Raw genomic sequence first — 20442 nt, forward strand, 5'->3', positions numbered from 1 at the left:
CGAGGCTGCTCGCGGGCAGACGGGCAGTGGATGCGAGGACGCCGCGCACCAGCCAATAGGATAGCTACCTGTGACTCCCGCCGATCTTGCCGAACTGCTTCACGCGACCGCCGCGAAGGTGCTTGCCGACCGCGGCCTGGATGCATCCGTCCTGCCTGCGAAGCTGACCGTCGAGCGTCCCCGAAATCCCGAGCACGGCGACTACGCAACCAACGTGGCACTGCAGGTCGCGAAGAAGGCCGGAGCCAATCCCCGCGACTTCGCCGGCTGGCTCGCCGAGGCTCTCGCCGCCGACGCCGCCATCGCCGATGCCGACGTCGCAGGGCCCGGATTCCTGAACATCAGGCTGGCCGCCGCAGCGCAGGGCGAGATCGTCGCCCGCGTACTCGCCGCAGGTGCGGCATTCGGCAACGGTTCCACGATGGCAGGCAAGAAGGTCAACCTCGAGTTCGTCTCGGCCAACCCGACCGGCCCGGTGCACCTCGGTGGTACCCGGTGGGCCGCCGTCGGCGATGCACTCGGCCGCATCCTGACCGCCCACGGAGCAGAGGTCACCCGCGAGTACTTCTTCAACGATCACGGCGCTCAGATCGCGCGCTTCACTCAGTCGCTCATCGCCGCAGCGAAGGGTGAGCCTGCACCCGACAACGGCTACGCGGGTGAGTACATCGCCGACATCGCAGCGCACGTGCTGGCCGAGCGACCCGACGCGCTCGCACTGGACACCGAGGCCAGGGAGGAGGCGTTCCGGTCCATCGGCACCGAGCTGATGTTCGATCGGATCAAGGCGAACCTGCACGAGTTCGGTGTCGACTTCGACGTCTACTTCCACGAGAACTCGCTCTTCGAGTCCGGGGCCGTCGACAAGTCGGTCGAATACCTCAAGACCTCGGGGAGCCTCTACGAGAAGGACGGGGCCTGGTGGCTGCGGTCCACCGACTTCGGTGACGACAAGGATCGCGTCGTCATCAAGAGCGACGGCAACGCCGCCTACATCGCCGGCGACATCGCCTACTTCCAGAACAAGCGGCAGCGCGGCTTCGACCTGTGCATCTACATGCTCGGAGCAGACCACCACGGGTACATCGGACGGCTCAAGGCGGCCGCGGCTGCGTTCGGAGACGACCCCGAGACCGTCGAGGTGCTCATCGGCCAGATGGTCAACCTCGTCCGCGACGGCGTGGCCGTGAAGATGAGCAAGCGTGCCGGAACCGTCATCACCCTCGACGACCTGGTCGAAGCCATCGGCGTCGATGCATCCCGGTACGTGATGATCCGTTCGTCCGTCGACTCGAGCATCGACATCGACCTCGCGCTGTGGGCGAGCGCGAGCAACGAGAACCCGGTGTACTACGTCCAGTACGCCCACGCCCGCCTTGCCTCGCTCGCACGCAATGCCGCCGAACTGGGAATCAGCGCTCAGCAGCCGGATCTGAGCCTGCTCATCCACGAGCAGGAAGGCGAGTTGATCAGGACGATCGGCGAGTATCCACGAGTGGTGGCCAGCGCCGCCGAACTACGCGAACCACACCGGATCGCCCGCTACCTCGAGGAGCTGGCGGGGGCGTACCACCGCTTCTACGGTGCGTGTCGAGTACTTCCACAAGGAGACGAGGAGCCCGGACCTGTGAACACCGCACGACTGGCGTTGGGGAACGCGACCCGGCAGGTCCTGGCCAACGGCCTCGAACTGCTCGGCGTCAGCGCACCGGAGCGCATGTGAGCGCACATCCGGCAGGACCCAAACATGCCGATTCCCCCGCGAAAGAGTCGATGTCCCATCGCCCGGCCGACGCGTCGGAGATGACGACGCTGCCCGAGCAGGTGTGGCCCCGCAACGCCGAGCGCGGTGAGGACGGCACCGTCCGTCTCGCAGGAGTGTCGGTCACCGAGCTCGCAGAGCAGTACGGCACACCGTTGTTCGTCGTCGACGAAGACGATTTCCGTTCGCGCTGCCGTGAAATGGCGGCAGCGTTCGGGGCACCCGAACGAGTTCACTACGCCTCCAAGGCTTTCCTGTGCGGAGAGATCGCACGTTGGGTTGCCGACGAAGGACTCTCGCTCGACATCTGCTCCGGGGGAGAGTTGGCCATCGCGTTGGCTGCCGGATTCCCGGCCGATCGAATTGCCATGCACGGCAACAACAAATCGGTCGTCGAGCTCGAGGCGGGCGTGCGCGCAGGCGTCGAACATGTGGTACTCGACTCCAACATCGAGATCGATCGACTCGACGACGTCGCCGGAGCGGCCGGTGTGGTGCAGGACGTGCTGATCCGCATCACCGTCGGTGTCGAAGCGCATACGCACGAGTTCATCGCTACCGCGCACGAGGACCAGAAGTTCGGCTTCTCGCTCGCCGACGGCTCGGCGCTCGACGCCGTCCGGCGCGTGTTCGCTGCCGACAACCTTCGCCTCGTGGGACTGCACAGTCACATCGGTTCGCAGATATTCGAGGTCGACGGCTTCGAGCTGGCTGCGCACAAGGTCATCGGGCTGCTCCGAGACATCGTCTCGGAGTTCGGCGTCGACAAGACCTCCCAGATCTCGACGCTGGATCTCGGTGGCGGCATGGGCATTTCGTACGTGCCGACCGACGACCCGCCGCCGGTGAAGCAACTCGCGGCGAAGTTGACCGCCATCGTCGAGACGGAATCCGCCGCGGTGGGACTGCCTGTCCCGACGATCGCCGTGGAACCCGGCCGCGCCATCGCCGGACCGGGCACCGTCACGCTCTACGAGGTCGGCACCATCAAGGACGTCACCGTCGACAAGACGACGCGCAGGCGCTACATCAGCGTAGACGGCGGCATGAGCGACAACATCCGAACCTCGCTGTATCAGGCCGAATACGATTGCCGGCTGGTCTCGCGGACGAGCGAAGCCGAGGCGCTCGTGGCTCGGGTGGTCGGAAAGCATTGTGAGAGTGGCGACATCGTCATCAAGAACACGTGGATGCCGGCGGACGTCGGCCCGGGTGACCTGCTCGCGGTAGCGGCCACCGGGGCCTACTGCTACTCCATGTCCAGTCGCTACAACCTGCTGACGCGGCCCGCTGTGGTTGCGGTCAAGGACGGGCATTCGCGCCTGATCCTGCGGCGGGAAACCATCGAAGATCTGCTCAGCTTGGAGGTTCAGCCATGACATCGAAGCCGATAGGCGTCGCCGTACTCGGACTCGGAAACGTCGGCAGCGAGGTCGTTCGAATCCTCACCGAGAACGCCGAGGACTTCGAGGCGAGAATCGGTGCGCCACTCGAGATTCGGGGCATCGCTGTGCGTCGGGTCGACGGTGATCGTGGAGTTCCGCCCGAGCTGCTCACCGACGATCCGGCCGAACTCGTCGGCCGCGACGACGTCGACATCGTCGTCGAGGTGCTCGGTGGAATCGACATTCCCCGCAAGCTGGTGCTCTCTGCCCTGGAGAAGGGTAAGTCCGTCATCACGGCCAACAAGGCCCTGCTGGCCGAGTACACCGGAGAACTGGCCGACGCGGCCGAGAAGTCGCGCGCCGACCTGTATTTCGAGGCCGCCGTGGCCGGAGCCATTCCCGTGGTTCGCCCGCTGATGCAGTCCCTCGCAGGTGACCGCGTGAACAAGGTCGCCGGCATCGTCAACGGCACCACCAACTTCATCCTCTCGGCCATGGACGAGACCGGAGCGGACTACGCCGAGACCCTCGCCGAGGCAGGGCGTCTGGGCTACGCCGAGGCCGACCCGACCGCCGACGTCGAAGGCTACGACGCTGCATCGAAGGCCGCGATCCTGGCGTCCATCGCGTTCCACACGCGGGTCACGGCCGGTGACGTCTACCGCGAGGGCATCAGCAAGATCACCGCGGACGATCTCGAGACCGCGAAATCCCTGGACTGCACCATCAAACTGCTGGCCATCTGCGAGCGAATCGTCACGCCCAAGGGCAAGGAGCGAATTTCGGCTCGGGTCTACCCAGCGCTCGTTCCGCTGAACCACCCGTTGGCAGCGGTGAACGGTGCGTTCAACGCCGTGGTCGTCGAAGCAGAGGCGGCCGGCCGCCTGATGTTCTACGGCCAGGGTGCAGGCGGTGCGCCGACCGCGTCCGCGGTACTCGGCGACCTGGTGATGGCCGCTCGCAACAAGTTCTACGGCGGACGGGGTCCACTCGAATCCAAGTACGCCAAGCTCAAGGTGGCCCCCATGGGTGACATCCTCACTCGCTACTACGTCAGCATGCAGGTCGCGGACAAGCCAGGTGTTCTCGCCACGGTGGCGGCCGAGTTCTCCAAACGCGACGTCAGCATTTCCACGGTGCGTCAGCAGGGCTCGGGTGACGGAGCCAGGCTCGTCGTCGTCACGCACCTCGCGGCCGATTCCGCACTGTCCGACACCGTTGCATCCCTCGAGCAGCTCGACGTCGTCGTCAACGTCGCCAGCGTTCTCCGATTGGAAGGCACCACCGTATGAGCGTCCACACCCCCTGGCCCGGTCTGATCGAGGCATACCGCTCCCGTCTGGCGATCGGCCCGGATTGGAAGACCGTCACGCTGCGCGAGGGCGGAACGCCGTTGTTGCCTGCCGGGCACCTGTCCGAACTGACCGGGTGCACAGTGCATCTGAAGGTCGAGGGACTCAACCCCACCGGTTCCTTCAAGGACCGAGGGATGACCATGGCCGTCACCGACGCGCTCGCCCGAGGCCAGGAAGCCGTTCTCTGCGCCTCGACCGGCAACACCTCGGCCTCCGCGGCAGCGTATGCGGCCAAGGCCGGAATGAGCTGTGCCGTACTGGTTCCGCAGGGCAAGATCGCCATGGGCAAGCTCGCTCAGGCAGTCATGCACGGAGCCAAGATCATCCAGGTGCAGGGCAACTTCGACGATTGCCTCGAACTGGCCCGCAAGACGACGGCCGAGTTCCCGACCATCGGCTTGGTCAACTCCGTCAACCCCGTCCGCATCGAAGGGCAGAAGACCGCAGCCTTCGAGATCTGCGACGCCCTCGGCGACGCACCGGACATCCACGCACTGCCGGTCGGCAACGCGGGAAACATCACCGCGTACTGGCGTGGCTACTCGGAGTACTTCCGTGACGGTCTCACCACGCGCAAGCCGCGGATGCTCGGAGTCCAGGCCGCGGGCGCGGCTCCTCTGGTTCACGGTGCGCCGGTGAAGGATCCGGAAACGATCGCCACCGCAATCCGGATCGGTTCGCCCGCATCCTGGAACGGTGCCGTCAATGCCAAGGAAGAGTCGAACGGAGCATTCCGCGCAGCGACCGACGAGGAGATCCTCGAGGCGTACCGGTTGATCGCGAAGACCGAAGGTGTGTTCGTCGAGCCCGCCTCCGCGGCCAGTGTCGCCGGACTCCTGGCAGCTCGAAAGGAAGGCTGGCTGGAGCCGGGCCTGACCGTCGTGTGCACGGTCACCGGAAACGGCCTCAAGGATCCCGACACTGCGCTGTCGGGAATGCCTGTCGTAGAGCCGATTTCGGTCGATCCCGTCGCTGTCGCGGCTGCGCTCGAGCTGGCCTGAGTTGACGGAATCTCCGGCCATGACGACGACACTGCCCATCGGGCTGACGGTCACCGCGCGCGTCCCGGCGTCGAGTGCCAACATCGGGCCCGGATTCGACAGTCTCGGAATCGCTTTGGGGCTGTACGACGAGATCGAGGTCAAGACCACCGCGTCGGGACTTCGGATTCACGTCGACGGTGAAGGTTCGGCGGACGTGCCGTGGGGCCCGACGCATCTGGTGGTGCGCGCCATCGAGCGGGGACTCGAAGCGGCCGGAGTGTGGGCCGACGGCCTGGATGTGCACTGTCGCAACGCAATTCCCCATTCGAGGGGGCTCGGATCCTCGGCTTCGGCTGTGGTCGGGGGCCTGGCGGCTGCCAATGCGCTCGCTGCGAAGGTGGATCGGTCGCTCGCGCTGTCGGAGGGCCAGCTCGTCCAGCTGTCGTCGGAATTCGAGGGTCATCCCGACAACGCGTCCGCGAGTTGCCTCGGCGGTGCGGTCGTGTCGTGGAGCGAACCGCCCAATGCCAGTGTGACGGCGCGCAAGTACGCGGCCGTTCGGCTCGAGGTGCACCCGAGCATCAAGGTCGTCGTGCTCGTACCGTCCGAGCGCTCGTCGACGTCGCACACCCGGGGACTGTTGCCCGAGTTGGTGCCCCATCGCGACGCGGCCTTCAATGTCAGCCGAAGTGCACTCGCGGTGGTGGCGCTGACCGAGCGTCCGGATCTGTTGATGTCCGCGACGGAGGACCTGCTGCATCAAGGTCAGCGTGCTCAGGCGCTGCCCGACACCACGCGCTGGATCGCCACCTTGCGCGCGCGGTCCATCGCAGCCGTGGTGTCCGGCGCGGGCCCGACGGTCATGGCGCTGTGCACCGACGAGTTTCCGGCCGATCTGCGCGAGGCCGCGTCGGCCGAGGGGTGGCGAGTGCTCGACCTCGACGTGGCCGACGGAGTCACCGTCGCGTGACGAACACCGAGTAGGGTTCTTGCCGAGTGGGGACAACGGCGCTATGGTGAACCCTGTCCGTACATCGTGCGCTTCAGACGCCGGTTTCGTCAGGGCAATCAGGTCGCTGTATTCGGGGGATTCAAACGTCCGAGTGATGTGACGCTCCTGACTCGATCCTCCCCGTGATTCTCTGCGGTCGAGGATCGATGGTGTCGTCGACGGAGTGCGTCGAACATGAACGGCAATATCCGAGTTCGGCAGAACGCCGAACTGCGGAACGAACCCTCGGCTGCGCATCGAGCGAGCGAGGGAAGGAAAGGACCTCCGTGACCGATACGGAACTTATCTCTGCGCCCGAAACGTCACGCCGACGTGCAGGCCTGTCCGGAATGGTTCTCACCGAGCTGCGCAGCCTCGCTGGTGAACTGGGCATCAAGAGCATTTCCGGCATGCGCAAGGGCGATCTGATCGCTGCGATCTCCGAGCGTCAGTCGGGCAGTGCACCGGCCAAGTCGGACGCGCCGAAATCCGATGCACCGAAGTCCGACGCACCGAGGTCGCGTCGTGCCGCTGCATCCGCGCCTGCCGTCGAAGATCGGCCTGCAGTGGAGGCGGCGCCGAAGCAGTCGACTCCCGAAGCGCCGTCCGCGGACGCACCCGTGACGCAACCGGGCGATGCTGCCGATTCCGCCCCCGAGACGGGTCGCCGCACCCGCGGCCGTCGGGCCGCGGGTCGCCGCGCAGGTGCCCCCGATCAACTGCCACTCGACGACAGCAACGATTCGGCCGGATCCGCTCCCGCGGCCGCCGATTCGGCTGCAGCAGCGCCGCAGGCCGAGAAGTCGGACGAGACCGGGGACAACGCCGCCACCGAGCGCCCCCGTCGTAGTCGCGGCGAACGCAACCGCCAGGACGGGTCGGAGCGCGAACCGCGTGACGCCGACGGCAACCGCGACAATGCCAACCGTGACTCGGGAAGCCGGAATCAAGGCGACCGGGACGGCTCCAACCGCGAGAACGGCAACCGAGACAACGGAAACCGCAATCAGGGTGATCGGGACAATTCCAACCGTGACGGAGGCGGGCGCAATCAGGGCGGGCGCAATCGCAATCAGGGCGACGGTCGCAACGACAACCGCAACGAGGATCGCAACAACGGCCCGCGCGACAACCGCGACAACAACCAGGACGACGATGGCGAAGGCCGCGGACGTCGGGGACGTCGGTTCCGCGAACGCCGTCGCGGTCGCGACCGTGGCGACGGCAACGACGGTGGCGGTGGCCGCGAGCGCGACACCGAGATCCGCGAGGACGACGTTCTTCAGCCGGTAGCCGGCATCCTCGACGTTCTCGACAACTACGCGTTCGTCCGGACCTCCGGCTACCTCGCCGGACCGAACGACGTCTACGTCTCCATGAACCTCGTCCGCAAGAACGGCCTTCGACGCGGCGACGCGGTCACCGGTGCGGTTCGCGTGGCACGCGAAGGTGAGCAGTCGAGCCAGCGGCAGAAGTTCAATCCGCTCGTGCGACTGGACACTGTCAACGGGGGAGAGGTCGAGGCCGCGCGCAAGCGTCCGGAATTCGGCAAGCTCACCCCGCTGTACCCCAATCAGCGACTGCGCCTCGAGACGCAGCAGAACATCCTGACCACGCGCATCATCGACCTGGTGATGCCGATCGGCAAGGGCCAGCGCGCACTCATCGTCAGCCCGCCCAAGGCAGGTAAGACGAGCGTTCTGCAAGCCATCGCCAACGCGATCGCGATCAACAACCCCGAGTGCTACCTGATGGTCATCCTCGTCGACGAGCGTCCCGAGGAAGTGACGGACATGCAGCGCTCCGTCAAGGGCGAGGTCATTGCCTCGACGTTCGACCGGCCGCCGGGCGACCACACCGCGGTGGCCGAATTGGCGATCGAGCGGGCCAAGCGTCTGGTCGAGGCCGGCCAGGACGTGGTGGTTCTGCTCGACTCGATCACTCGTCTGGGACGTGCGTACAACAACAGCTCGCCTGCATCGGGCCGAATCCTGTCCGGTGGTGTCGACTCGACCGCGCTGTACCCGCCGAAGCGATTCCTCGGTGCGGCTCGAAACATCGAGCACGGCGGATCGTTGACGATCATCGCCACGGCCATGGTCGAAACCGGATCCACCGGTGACACCGTGATCTTCGAGGAGTTCAAGGGCACCGGTAACGCCGAGCTCAAGCTCGATCGCAAGATCGCCGAACGCCGCGTGTTCCCGGCAGTGGACATCAACCCGTCGAGCACCCGCCACGACGAGCTGCTCCTTGCTCCCGACGAGGCTGCCGTCGTGCACAAGCTGCGGCGCGTGCTGTCCGGACTGGACTCGCATCAGGCCATCGACCTGCTGGTCGACCGTTTGAAGAAGAGCAAGAACAACCTCGAGTTCCTGATGGAAGTCTCCAAGACTGCGCCGGGCGGGGCGAACGACTGACGGTTGTTCCCCGGACGTCGCGTCCGGGGAACAAGCCGACAGGTGCGCGCGTTGTAAGGATCTGTCGGCACAGAAGTACCGGCGATTAGCAGGTCAGATGCACGCTCTGGCATAATCAACGGCCGAGTCCGGTTCCGGTTCACGTCTTCGATCGGCGAAGACGACCCGGCGACCACTAGAGAGAACGGTAAGGACACCATGAAGGCAGGAATTCACCCCGACTACACACTGACGACAGTCGTCTGTGGTTGCGGCAATACTTTCGAGACCCGAAGCACCACCGACAAAGAGCGCATCAGCGTCGAGGTCTGCTCGCAGTGCCACCCCTTCTACACCGGTAAGCAGAAGATTCTCGACACCGGCGGCCGCGTCGCTCGCTTCGAGGCTCGCTACGGCAAGCGCGCCGGCAAGAAGGCCGACGCAGACAGCTAGCTGTTTCGCCGACGCCCGTCCTGTGCATCACAGGGCGGGCGTCGGCTTTTTTGTGTCCACATTCAGTTGCACCCGCGTTCGAGAGTGAGTCACCACCATGGCGAGAACAGACAAGCCTTCGGCCATCGACGACATCCTCGCCGAACACTCCGGACTCGAGCAGCAACTCGCCGACCCGGCACTGCACAACGATCCGTCCGCGGCCCGCAGAGCGGGCAAGAGATTCGCCGAACTGGCCCCCATCATGTCCGCGCACACCAAGCTGACCTCCGCGCAGGACGACCTCGAAGCCGCACGGGAGTTGGCAGCCGACGATTCGTCGTTCGCGGCCGAGATTCCCGACCTCGAAGCGACGGTGCTGCAGCTCGAGCAGACTCTGACCGACCTGCTGGCACCGCGCGATCCGCACGACGGCGACGACATCGTGATGGAGGTCAAGTCGGGTGAGGGCGGCGAGGAGTCGGCGCTCTTCGCGGCCGATCTCGCACGGATGTACGTGCGCTACGCCGAACGCCGCGGGTGGCGCGTGGAGGTGCTCGACGCGAACGTCTCCGACCTTGGCGGGTACAAGGACGCGACGTTGTCGATCAAGACCAAGGATCCCCTCGACGGCGTCTGGGCACGGCTGAAGTTCGAGGGCGGAGTCCACCGCGTCCAACGGGTACCGGTGACCGAATCGCAGGGGCGTGTACACACCTCTGCGGCAGGCATCCTGGTGTACCCCGAGCCGGACGAAGTCGAAGAGGTACAGATCGACGAGTCCGACTTGCGTATCGACGTGTACCGCTCGTCGGGCAAGGGTGGACAGGGCGTCAACACCACCGACTCCGCAGTCCGGCTCACGCACCTGCCCACGGGCATCGTGGTCACCTGCCAGAACGAGCGCTCGCAGCTGCAGAACAAGGCGCGCGCGATGCAGGTTCTCGCCGCTCGCCTACAGGCGGCCGCGGAGGAAGCGGCCAACGAAGAGGCCTCGGCCGGTCGAGCCAGCCAGGTGCGTACCGTCGACCGCTCGGAGCGGATCAGAACCTACAACTACCCCGAGAACCGCATCACCGATCACCGCATCGGCTTCAAGGCACACAACCTCGACGCTCTGCTCGACGGGGAAATGGATGCGTTGCTCGACGCGCTCGCCAAGGCAGACCGCGATGCGCGCATGCAGGCAGAGTAGCTGCGGCGCAAAGCTTTACAGATTTCGCCGGGCTGATTCACGGATCGGTGCGTTACCCTGGCGGCCAGGTTCGACCCCGTAACAGCGCCCGAGAGGCACACCAGAGATGAACCAGGCCCTGACCCCCGCAGGCGAGAACGCCGTGTCCGAGCTGTCGGCGCGCTACGGCGTCTCGACCGACGCCGTCCGCACCATGCTCGACGCCGTCAACAACGGCCGCGGCAGCATGGCGCAGTTCAACATCCCCGAGCTCGGCGGCAGTGGACAGTGGATGCGCGGCGGAATGATCATGGTGGGCAACATGTTCGATCACGGACTCAAGAGCCGGGTCGACGGCCTCTGCCGCGATCTGTCTGCCGTGCTCTCGCAGCATCAGGTGTACCCACCCAGAGAGACCGGCAGCGGCTCGTTCGGTGGCAACTCGTTCGGCGGCGGCTCGTGGTGGCCGTCGGATCTCGGTACGCCGAGCTCGAGCGGTGGTCAGAACGGCTCGCAGTACGCCGTGTTCCCGGGTTCTCGACGCCTCGCCGTGTCGGTCGGCGGCGAACTGGCCGTGTACGACACTCTCGATCACTCCATCGGCGGGGTTCAGCAACAGCAGGGCGGCGGACCGGGCTCGCTGGAGTTCACCAGCCAGTACGGCACGTTCACCGCCGGCAGCCTGCCTCGCGTCGACCAGCAGTCGAGTGGAACGAACTCGCAGAACCAGCCGGCACCGCAATCCGCCTCGCCGCCCCACGCGCACGCGTCGTCCTCGGAACCGTCCTCGAACCAATCGCTCCGGAGCAACCCGTCGGGTGTTGACATCTCCGACATCACGGCGGCGATCGAGGCGCTGGCGGGTCTGCACGCGAAAGGCTTCCTGACCGACGACGAGTTCCACGCCAAGAAGTCGGAGTTGCTGGGGCGCTTGTGACCGGGCTGTCGGAGCCTCGTGGCAGTCTGTACGAGTGAGCCGAAAGCCGTTACGTCTGGCCATCCTCGAAGCAACATCGATGCTCGATGCTGCCGGTGTGCCGAGCCCACGGGTCGATGCGGAGCTGCTCGCCGCACACCTCGTCGGAGTCGATCGCGGCCGTCTCGGTCTGGTGCCGCTCGTGGAACCCGAGCTCGTCGAGGCGTACTTCCGAACCGTCGAGCAACGCGCGAAACGCATTCCGCTGCAATACATCACGGGAACCACGTCGCTGGGCAACATCGACGTCGAAGTAGGACCGGGCGTGTTCGTGCCCCGACCGGAAACCGAATTGTTGTTGGCCTGGGCTCTGGCGTTCCTCGAAAACGTCGACCACCACCCGCCGGTGATTCTCGATCTGTGTACGGGCTCGGGGGCATTGGCACTGGCGATCGCAAACGCTCGGCCCGACGCCGTCGTCCATGCCGTCGAACTCGACCCGTCGGCATTGGCGTGGGCCCGGCGCAATGCCGATCTGCGCAGTGGCCTCGGTGATACCCCGATCGCACTGCACCACGGCGACGTCACGGCCCGTGACCTGTTGACCGAGCTCGACGGTGCAGTCGACATGATCGTCGCCAACCCGCCCTACATCCCGGAGGGGGCAGAACTCGATCCCGAGGTGATCGACCACGATCCACACATGGCGCTGTTCGGCGGTGCGGACGGACTGTCGGTCATCGAACCGATGATCGCCAACATCGCCCGTTGGCTTCGGGTCGGCGGTGGCGTCGCGATCGAACACGACGACTCCAATGGCAGCGAGGTTGCGGCGTTGCTGTCCAGGCGACGAGTGTTCACCGAGGTCACCGCGCATCCGGATCTGGCGGGCAGGCCCCGGTTCGTCGTCGCCGCACGGGCACATCCGGCCTCGGCCTGACGACGAGAACGGCAGGCGGGCGACACCTGACATCACTTCGTTATCGAAGGTGGAAGGATAGGTGCCGTGAGTACCGTCTACGACTGCCGTGAAGCCGACGCGCGCGCTGCCGGATTGACCGCTGCCCGCGGTGCCCTCAAGTCCGGCCGACTCGTCGTGATGCCTACCGACACCCTGTACGGGATCGCCGCCGATGCATTCGACGGCAGCGCCGTCACGGATCTGCTCCGCGCGAAGGGCAGGGGACGCGACATGCCCGTGCCCGTGCTCGTCGGATCGTGGAACACCATCGACGGACTGGTCCAGAGCGTCCGACCACGGACCCGAGATCTCATTCGTGCCTTCTGGCCCGGCGCACTGAGCATCGTCGTGCAGCAGGCTCCATCCCTGGCCTGGGATCTGGGCGACGCCCAGGGCACCGTCATGTTGCGGATGCCGCTGCACCCGGTTGCACTCGAGCTGTTGCGCGAGGTCGGCCCACTCGCGGTGTCCAGCGCCAACATCTCCGGCAGTCCACCCGCCACCACCGTGACGGAGGCACGAGAACAACTGGGCGGCTCGGCCGCTGTCTATCTGGACGGGGGACCGGCCGATCACGCGGTGGCGTCGACCATCATCGATCTGACGAGCGATCGAGCTCGAATTCTGCGGGTCGGTGCAATCCCCACCGAGAAGATTGCCGAGGTTCTCGGTGTCACCGCCGAAAGCCTGGTCCCGGGAGCGTCCTGACATGCCTGTCCGCGCCGCATGAGCGTCGAAATGCTGGCTCAGTCGAACCTGGGTGCAGGTGTTCCGATCCGCGAGCTGCTGCTGGTCTTTCTCACTGCCGCAGTGGTCACGTTCTTCGCCACCGGCGGGGTCCGCGTAGCCGCCGTCAAGTTCGGGGCCGTCGCCGTTCCACGTGATCGTGACGTCCACGTACAGGCGACCCCGAGGCTCGGGGGAGTGGGCATCTACGTGGGCATGCTGGCTGCGCTGCTGTTCGCGTCGCAGCTGCCCGCTCTGGCACGTGGATTCGACGTCGCCTACAACCGCGACATCCCGGCCGCGCTGGTCGCGGGCTTCGTGATCGTGCTCGTCGGCGTCATCGACGACCGATGGGGTCTGGACGCCCTCACCAAGTTCGTCGGCCAGGTAACGGCAGCGGGCGTGCTGGTGATCATGGGTGTCAGTTGGGTCGTCTTGTATCAGCCGTGGGGAGGCGAGCCCGGTCAGCCGGGCAGCACCCTGGTTCTCGATCAACTGCAAGCCGGACTGGTGACGGTTCTGATCACCGTCGTGATCGTCAATGCGATGAACTTCGTGGACGGTCTCGACGGTCTGGCGGCCGGTCTCGGGCTCATTTCCTCGGTGGCCATCTGCATCTTCTCGGTGGGGTTGCTGCAAGAGCAGGGTGGCGACGTCGGCGTCTACCCACCGGCGCTGATCGCAGCGGCGCTGGCGGGCGCGTGCCTGGGGTTCCTGCCGCACAATTTTCAGCCCGCGCGCATCTTCATGGGAGATTCGGGCTCCATGCTCATCGGGCTGACGCTGGCCACGATCTCGACGAGCGCCTCGGGGCGGATCCCGCTGACGGCGTACGGTCCACGAGATCTGTTGGGTTTGCTGTCGCCGCTGCTGCTGGTCGGGGCCGTGATGCTCATTCCGATCCTCGACCTTCTGCTGGCTGTCATCCGCCGCACCCGAGCAGGGCGGAGTCCCTTCAGTCCCGACAAGATGCATCTGCATCATCGGTTGCTCCAGATCGGACATTCGCACCGCCGGGTGGTGCTGGTGATCTATCTGTGGGTCGGTGTCCTCGCTTTCGGGGCGGTGGGGTCGTCCCTGTTGGATCGCCGAATCGTGGTGCTCCTGGTCGCGGCCGGCCTGGTGTTCGCGCTGGTCGTCACCGCTGTACCAACGCTGAGGGTGGATCGATCGCATGGGTCGCGAGTACGAAGCGCTCGACGGGGCGGCTGATCCCGTCGGCTGTTCGCGGTCGCGTGCTGGGTACCCTCGACAACTGTGACCTTCACTCCGCAGTCCATGCCCGATCAATTCGCGCCGCTGCGCGCCGCAGTCCGATACGGACTCATCGGACTGGTGGTGCTGACCGTGGTGAGTGTGGGCATATCCGTGGCCGCGGCTGGAACGCCCGGCCTGTGGGGATCGATCATCGGCGTGGCCATCGGCGGAGGCTTCGTCATCACGACGGCGTTGTCGGTTGCTCTGACCACGCGTTTCCCGGCCTCGGCGGTCGGAGCCCTGTTGTTGGGCGGTTGGTTGGTGAAGATGGTGATCGCCCTGATCGTGCTGGTCGCACTCAAGGATGCCGACTTCTACAACCGTTACTCGTTGGGACTGACCATTCTGGGAGCACTCGTCGTCGTTCTCGGTGCGGAGGTCTTCGGGGTCGTCAAGACCAAGGTGGCCTACGTGGACAGCGTCCCCGCCGAGGACAAGACCGACGATCGGTAGTACGACAGCCTGTCGTAATCGGTTAAGCTGAGGGCCGCCTACACAACGTCGTAGTTCTGTTGATAAAGTTTGCATCAAGCGGCGGGCAAGACCGGGACGAAAGAGACTTTTTCCCCGGACTCGACCCCCGCAGGTAGCAGTCAGCGTGAGCTTCCTTACAGTAGGCCCGGAGTCATCGACTTCGGCAACGTAAGGTTCCGCCCTGAGAGTTGCCGAGTCGACGTGAGTCGCCGACACCCGACAGACGCTTGGCCGATGAAGACCGGGCCTCAGCCTCTGACGATTGCGAGCCGATTTTCGTCGACTTGATAGATCGTCATTGTCCGATCGAACCGCAGTCGCTACCCGGCTGCGGCCCGAACACGGGAGAGACCGCTGAGCGTCACCACCCTGGCTGCGGAATACAGTCCGCCGTCACTATCCGATTTCTTTCCTCCCGCGGTGCTGTTCGAGGGGACCCCGTTCGAGCTCGACAGGCTGATGCTCATCCGCATCCTGATGTCGGCGATTCTGATCATCTTCATGGTGGTTGCCCTCCGCAGCCCGAAGATCGTTCCGCGTGGTCTTCAGAACGTCGGAGAGATCGCTCTCGATTTCGTTCGGATCCACGTCGCAGAAGATGTGCTCGGTAAAGAACAGGGTCGTCGGTTCCTGCCCGTCATCATGACCATCTTCTTCACTGTGTTCGCGGTGAACGCGAGCGCCGTCATTCCGTTTCTGAACATCTCGTCGAATGCCCGCATCGGTCTACCGATCGTGCTTGCCGCGGTCGCGTACGTCGCGTTCATCTACGCAGGTGTCAAGAAGTTCGGTGTCGGAAAGTTCGTCAAGGGCACCATCGTCATCCCGGGCATTCCGCCCGCGATGCACGTGCTGCTGATCCCGCTCGAGTTCGTCTCGAACTTCGTACTCCGTCCGTTCACGCTGACGGTGCGTCTGCTCGCCAACATGCTGGCCGGCCACATCATGCTCGTGCTGTTCTTCAGCGCGACCCAGTTCTTCCTCTTCGAGGCGTCGGCCGGGCTGAAGATTTTCGCTGCACCCTCGCTCATCATGGGCTTCTTGTTCACGATGTTCGAGATGCTGGTGATCTTCCTCCAGGCCTACATTTTCGCGCTGCTCACGGCGATCTACATCGATCTGTCGCTGCACGCCGACTCGCACTGACCGACCAACTGACCGAACCAGCTACACCGCCACTTCCGACACCCGGATGTGGACCGAAGAAAGGGAACGGAAAACCCAATGAGCCTTGAAGTTCTGGCCCAGGCGCAGGAAATCACCGCAAGCGGATACGGCGCCATCGGCTACGGCCTCGCAGCGATCGGCGGTGGCATCGGCCTCGGCCTGGTCGTCGCCAAGAACATGGAAGCAACCGCTCGTCAGCCCGAGCTGGCCGGTCAGCTCCGTACCACCATGTTCCTCGGCATCGCATTCACCGAGTCCCTCGCCCTGATCGGCCTCGTCGCCGGCTTCATTCTCTGAGAGCGCGATGACAAACGCGATTACGTTGCTGGCGGCGGAGGGGGAGGAATACAACCCTCTTCTGCCCGCAACCTACGACATCGTTTGGTCGATCGTCTGTGTCGCGGCAATCGGCTTCCTCTTCTGGAAGTACGTGGTGCCGCGCTTCACCAAGGTTCTCGCTGAGCGTTCCGAGCTCATCGAAGGCGGAATCAAGAAGGCCGAAGAGGCACAGGCAGAAGCCAAGGCTGCACTCGAGCAGTACCACGCTCAGCTGGCCGACGCCCGTTCCGAGGCCGCGCAGATCCGTGAGGAAGCGCGCACCCAGGGGCAGGCGATTCTCGCCGAGATGAAGGAAAAGGCGCAGGAAGAAAGCGACCGGATCGTGGCTGCAGGTCACAATCAGCTCGTTGCTCAGCGTCAGCAGATCGTCACCGAACTTCGTGGCGACCTCGGACGCACGGCCGTCGAACTCGCCGAGAAGGTCATCGGAGAGCAGCTGTCCGACGACGCGAAGCGTTCCAGTTCGATCGATCGCTTCCTCAACGAGTTGGATTCCGTCACCGCGGACTCCGCATCCGGAAAGTGAGTCGAACCATGTACGCAACTTCTCGTGAGGCACTCGCTCGCACGCGGTCGGTCGCCCACGAAGCTCTGGGGTCCGCGTCGGCAGGCGAGGCAACAGCCGTCGCTGCTCAGACCGGTGCCGAGTTGTTCGCCGTCGTCGAGACTCTCGACGCGCAGCGCACGTTGCGTACCGCTCTTGCCGACTCGTCGGTCGAGGGCGTTCGGCGAAGCGATCTGGCCGGAGAGGTCTTCTCCGGCCAGGTGTCGAGTGCAACGGCGACGATCGTCAAGGCCGCGGCAGGCGAAAGCTGGTCCAACGCCCGTGACCTGCTGAACTCGCTGGTCGAGCTGGGTCGTGAAGCTCTGCTTCGCGCCGCGGCCGATCAGGATCAGTTGGACACGGTCGAGGACGAACTGTTCCGGCTCGGACGGATCATCGCTGCCAACCCGCAGCTCGAGCAGGCCCTGTCGGATCGCTCGAAGCCTTCGCAGGCCAAGCGCGAACTGCTCGGTCGTCTGCTCTACGGCAAGGTCACCGCGGTCACCGAGGCGCTCGCAGTTCAGGCTGTGACGCGTCCGGGGAAGGCGGCCCCCGCCGACGTACTCAACGGTCTGGCCGATCTGGCCGCCGAACAGCGCGACCGCGCGGTGGCACACGTCCGGAGCGCAGCACCACTGAGCGACAGTCAGCTCGAGAAGCTGACGGCCACCTTGACCCGCACGTACGGCAAGCAGGTCACGGTGCATGTCGAGGTCGATACCGAACTGCTCAGCGGACTTGTCGTTCGTATCGGCGACGAGGTCATCGACGGTAGCGGGGCAGGCCGCCTCGCTGCATTGCGAAAGACGCTCAAATAGTCCGACACGGACACAGTAACGAGAAGAAGCGTCTCGACTTTCGAGACATTTCACCCCGCGATCATTTGAAGGAAGAGCAGGAAACACTATGGCGGAGCTGACGATCTCCTCCGACGAGATCCGTAGCGCGATCGATAACTTCACCGCGAGCTACTCACCGGAGTCTTCCCGCGAGGAGGTCGGCACGGTTACGGACACGAGCGACGGAATCGCTCACGTGTCCGGATTGCCGTCGGCGATGTCCAACGAACTGCTGGAATTCCCCGGCGGAGTCCTCGGTGTCGCGCTGAACCTGGATGCCACCGAAATCGGTGCCGTCATCCTCGGTGACTACGAGCACATCGAAGAAGGCCAGGAAGTCAAGCGCACCGGAGACGTGCTGTCGGTCCCCGTGGGCGACGGCTACCTCGGCCGCGTCGTCGATCCTCTGGGCAAGCCCATCGACGGCCTCGGCGACATCGAGTCCTCCGAGACCCGCGCCCTCGAACTGCAGGCTGCCTCGGTGCTCGAGCGTCAGCCCGTCGAGGAGCCGCTGCAGACCGGCATCAAGGCGATCGACGCCATGACCCCGATCGGCCGCGGCCAGCGTCAGCTCATCATCGGCGACCGCAAGACCGGCAAGACCGCGGTCTGCATCGACGCGATCCTGAACCAGAAGGCCAACTGGGAGAGCGGTGACGAGAAGAAGCAGGTTCGCTGCATCTACGTCGCCATCGGCCAGAAGGGCTCCACGATCGCAGGCGTCAAGGCTGCACTCGAAGAGCAGGGCGCACTCGAATACACGACCATCGTCGCGGCTCCCGCGTCCGATTCGGCCGGCTTCAAGTGGCTCGCCCCGTACACCGGCTCGGCCATCGGCCAGCACTGGATGTACCAGGGCAAGCACGTCCTCATCGTGTTCGACGACCTGACCAAGCAGGCCGAGGCGTACCGCGCCATCTCGCTGCTGCTGCGCCGCCCGCCGGGCCGCGAGGCATACCCCGGTGACGTCTTCTACTTGCACTCCCGTCTGCTGGAGCGTTCGGCGAAGCTGTCCGACGAGCTCGGTGGCGGATCGTTGACGGCTCTGCCGATCATCGAGACCAAGGCCAACGACGTCTCGGCGTACATCCCGACCAACGTCATCTCCATCACCGACGGCCAGGTCTTCCTGGAATCGGACCTGTTCAACAAGGGCGTCCGTCCCGCGATCAACGTCGGCATCTCGGTGTCCCGAGTCGGCGGCGCGGCACAGACCAAGGGCATGAAGAAGGTCTCCGGATCTCTTCGCCTCGAGCTCGCTCAGTTCCGCGAGCTGGAAGCCTTCTCGGCGTTCGCTTCCGACCTCGACGCGGCCTCCAAGGCACAGCTCGAGCGCGGCGCACGTCTGGTCGAACTGCTCAAGCAGGATCAGTACGCCCCGGTTGCCGTCGAAGATCAGATCGTCTCGATCTGGCTCGCAGGCCAGGGTACGTACGACTCGGTGCCCGTCGGCGACGTCCGTCGCTTCGAGACCGAGCTGCTCGAGGATCTGCACCGCAACGCCGGCGGCGTCTACGACAGCATTGCCGGCGGCAAGGCCCTCGACGAGGACAACCAGAAGGCACTGACCGAGGCGACCGAGAAGTTCAAGGCCGGATTCGTCGATTCGGACGGCAACCGCGTCGTCAACGAAGCGGAGGCCGACACTCTGAACGCCGATGAGGTCAGCCAGGAGCAGGTCAACGTCACCCGCAAGACAGTCAGCAAGTAGGCCGGCGATGACAGGTGACAAGACGAGTACAGAAGGGAGCGTGAACAGCTAGATGGCAAGCATTCTCGAGCTTCGCTCCCGCATCAAGTCGGTCAACTCGACCAAGAAGATCACCAAAGCACAAGAGTTGATCGCGACATCGCGAATCACCAAGGCTCAGGCCCGCGTTGCCGCATCGAAGCCGTATGCGGAAGAGATCACCAAGGTGCTCTCCGCGTTGGCGAGTGCATCGAGCTCGCTCGATCACCCGCTGCTCAACGAGCGACCCGAGCCCAAGCGTGCTGCGGTTCTGGTCGTGACCAGCGACCGCGGTATGTGCGGCGGCTACAACTCCAATGTGCTCAAGGAGACGGAGGAGCTGTTCCAGCTGCTCCGTTCCGAGGGCAAGGATCCGGTCATCTACGTCCTCGGCGCAAAAGGCCTGGGCTACTACACATTCCGCGAGCGGGATGTGAAGGGTGCCTGGACGGGCTTCTCCCAGGAGCCCGGATATGCCGACGCGGCCAAGGCGAGCAGGCACCTGGTCGAGCTGTTCATGGCCGGCTCGGGCACCGAGGTCGACGCTCCCAACGGTGAAGGCACCGTCGAGGGCGTGGACGAGTTGCACATCGTCTACACCCGCTTCGTGTCGATGCTCACGCAGAAGCCCGAAGTTCGCCGTATGGCACCGCTCGAAATCTCGTACACCGACGAGGAATTCGAGATGGGTGCGGATGCGCTGAGCGACTCGCCGAACGCAGATGTGCAGGCACAGTACGAGTTCGAGCCGGAAGCAGGAACTCTGCTCTCGGCGCTGCTGCCCAAGTACATCAGCACCAGGATCTACGCGTCGTTGCTCGATGCAGCAGCGTCGGAGTCCGCGGCGCGTCGTACCGCCATGAAGGCAGCGACGGACAACGCGAACGAATTGGTCGAGACCCTGAGCCGCCAGGCCAACCAGGCTCGGCAGGCCCAGATCACCCAGGAAATCAGCGAAATCGTCGGTGGCGCCAACGCGTTGGCCGACAGCGCAGGAAGTGACTAAGCA

The 20442-nt window shown here is 64.9% G+C and carries 19 protein-coding genes; all 19 read left to right on the forward strand.

The genetic code is table 11. The features are described 5' to 3' along the window. Positions 1 to 70: 70 nt before the first annotated feature. The 19 genes from argS to CH296_RS17435 all read left to right on the forward strand — a co-directional run bounded on the left by argS (position 71) and on the right by CH296_RS17435 (position 20439). Positions 71 to 1723 (forward strand): arginine--tRNA ligase, encoded by a 1653-nt coding sequence (gene argS / locus CH296_RS17340; protein ID WP_094685321.1) that lies wholly within the window; start codon positions 71 to 73, stop codon positions 1721 to 1723. Beyond that, entirely contained in the window at positions 1720 to 3141 is a 1422-nt protein-coding gene (lysA, locus tag CH296_RS17345; RefSeq protein WP_094681727.1) for a diaminopimelate decarboxylase, read from the forward strand. The genes argS and lysA overlap by 4 nt, the downstream gene beginning before the upstream one ends. Continuing rightward, positions 3138 to 4439 (forward strand): homoserine dehydrogenase, encoded by a 1302-nt coding sequence (locus CH296_RS17350; RefSeq protein WP_032393511.1) that lies wholly within the window; start codon positions 3138 to 3140, stop codon positions 4437 to 4439. Before lysA ends, CH296_RS17350 begins: the two co-directional genes overlap by 4 nt. Beyond that, positions 4436 to 5503: a threonine synthase gene (thrC, locus tag CH296_RS17355; protein ID WP_027497914.1), complete on the forward strand. Its 1068-nt coding sequence runs from the start codon at positions 4436 to 4438 to the stop codon at positions 5501 to 5503. The genes CH296_RS17350 and thrC overlap by 4 nt, the downstream gene beginning before the upstream one ends. Before the next feature lie 19 nt (positions 5504 to 5522). Beyond that, the gene (thrB, locus tag CH296_RS17360; protein WP_032393512.1) at positions 5523 to 6455 is read left to right on the forward strand and encodes a homoserine kinase; all 933 of its coding nucleotides are present in this window, start codon (positions 5523 to 5525) and stop codon (positions 6453 to 6455) included. 371 nt (positions 6456 to 6826) lie between these two features. Then, entirely contained in the window at positions 6827 to 8896 is a 2070-nt protein-coding gene (gene rho, locus CH296_RS17365) for a transcription termination factor Rho (protein WP_373557290.1), read from the forward strand. A gap of 198 nt (positions 8897 to 9094) precedes the next feature. Then, positions 9095 to 9328: a 50S ribosomal protein L31 gene (gene rpmE, locus CH296_RS17370; protein WP_008715081.1), complete on the forward strand. Its 234-nt coding sequence runs from the start codon at positions 9095 to 9097 to the stop codon at positions 9326 to 9328. A 97-nt stretch (positions 9329 to 9425) separates the two neighbouring features. Beyond that, positions 9426 to 10502 (forward strand): peptide chain release factor 1, encoded by a 1077-nt coding sequence (gene prfA, locus CH296_RS17375; protein ID WP_032393514.1) that lies wholly within the window; start codon positions 9426 to 9428, stop codon positions 10500 to 10502. Positions 10503 to 10608: 106 nt separating this feature from the next. Beyond that, positions 10609 to 11418 carry an SHOCT domain-containing protein gene (locus CH296_RS17380; RefSeq protein ID WP_094685322.1) on the forward strand — a complete coding sequence of 270 codons (810 nt, stop codon included), beginning with the start codon at positions 10609 to 10611 and terminating at the stop codon, positions 11416 to 11418. Between the two features lie 34 nt (positions 11419 to 11452). Continuing rightward, the gene (gene prmC, locus CH296_RS17385; protein WP_032393516.1) at positions 11453 to 12337 is read left to right on the forward strand and encodes a peptide chain release factor N(5)-glutamine methyltransferase; all 885 of its coding nucleotides are present in this window, start codon (positions 11453 to 11455) and stop codon (positions 12335 to 12337) included. A gap of 66 nt (positions 12338 to 12403) precedes the next feature. Next, positions 12404 to 13066, forward strand: a complete 663-nt coding sequence (locus tag CH296_RS17390; protein ID WP_045194476.1) for an L-threonylcarbamoyladenylate synthase — start codon at positions 12404 to 12406, stop codon at positions 13064 to 13066. An 18-nt stretch (positions 13067 to 13084) separates the two neighbouring features. Next, entirely contained in the window at positions 13085 to 14296 is a 1212-nt protein-coding gene (locus CH296_RS17395) for a glycosyltransferase family 4 protein (protein ID WP_045194478.1), read from the forward strand. A 66-nt stretch (positions 14297 to 14362) separates the two neighbouring features. Beyond that, a complete protein-coding gene (locus tag CH296_RS17400) occupies positions 14363 to 14794 on the forward strand; it encodes a hypothetical protein (protein WP_045199492.1) in 432 nt (143 codons plus the stop codon). 441 nt (positions 14795 to 15235) lie between these two features. Beyond that, a complete protein-coding gene (gene atpB / locus CH296_RS17410) occupies positions 15236 to 15961 on the forward strand; it encodes a F0F1 ATP synthase subunit A (protein ID WP_032393520.1) in 726 nt (241 codons plus the stop codon). 78 nt (positions 15962 to 16039) lie between these two features. Beyond that, positions 16040 to 16279, forward strand: a complete 240-nt coding sequence (locus CH296_RS17415; protein ID WP_008715092.1) for an ATP synthase F0 subunit C — start codon at positions 16040 to 16042, stop codon at positions 16277 to 16279. A gap of 7 nt (positions 16280 to 16286) precedes the next feature. Next, complete coding sequence (locus CH296_RS17420; RefSeq protein WP_032393521.1) at positions 16287 to 16847, forward strand: F0F1 ATP synthase subunit B; 561 nt, start codon at positions 16287 to 16289, stop codon at positions 16845 to 16847. 8 nt (positions 16848 to 16855) lie between these two features. Continuing rightward, on the forward strand, positions 16856 to 17683 hold the full coding sequence (locus CH296_RS17425; protein ID WP_045194484.1) for a F0F1 ATP synthase subunit delta: 828 nt from the start codon (positions 16856 to 16858) through the stop codon (positions 17681 to 17683). 88 nt (positions 17684 to 17771) lie between these two features. Next, positions 17772 to 19415: a F0F1 ATP synthase subunit alpha gene (gene atpA, locus CH296_RS17430; protein ID WP_032393523.1), complete on the forward strand. Its 1644-nt coding sequence runs from the start codon at positions 17772 to 17774 to the stop codon at positions 19413 to 19415. A 52-nt stretch (positions 19416 to 19467) separates the two neighbouring features. Then, the gene (locus CH296_RS17435; RefSeq protein ID WP_045194485.1) at positions 19468 to 20439 is read left to right on the forward strand and encodes a F0F1 ATP synthase subunit gamma; all 972 of its coding nucleotides are present in this window, start codon (positions 19468 to 19470) and stop codon (positions 20437 to 20439) included. The last annotated feature ends 3 nt before the right edge of the window (positions 20440 to 20442 follow it).

Source organism: Rhodococcus sp. 14-2496-1d (assembly GCF_002259365.1).
Classification (GTDB): domain Bacteria; phylum Actinomycetota; class Actinomycetes; order Mycobacteriales; family Mycobacteriaceae; genus Rhodococcoides.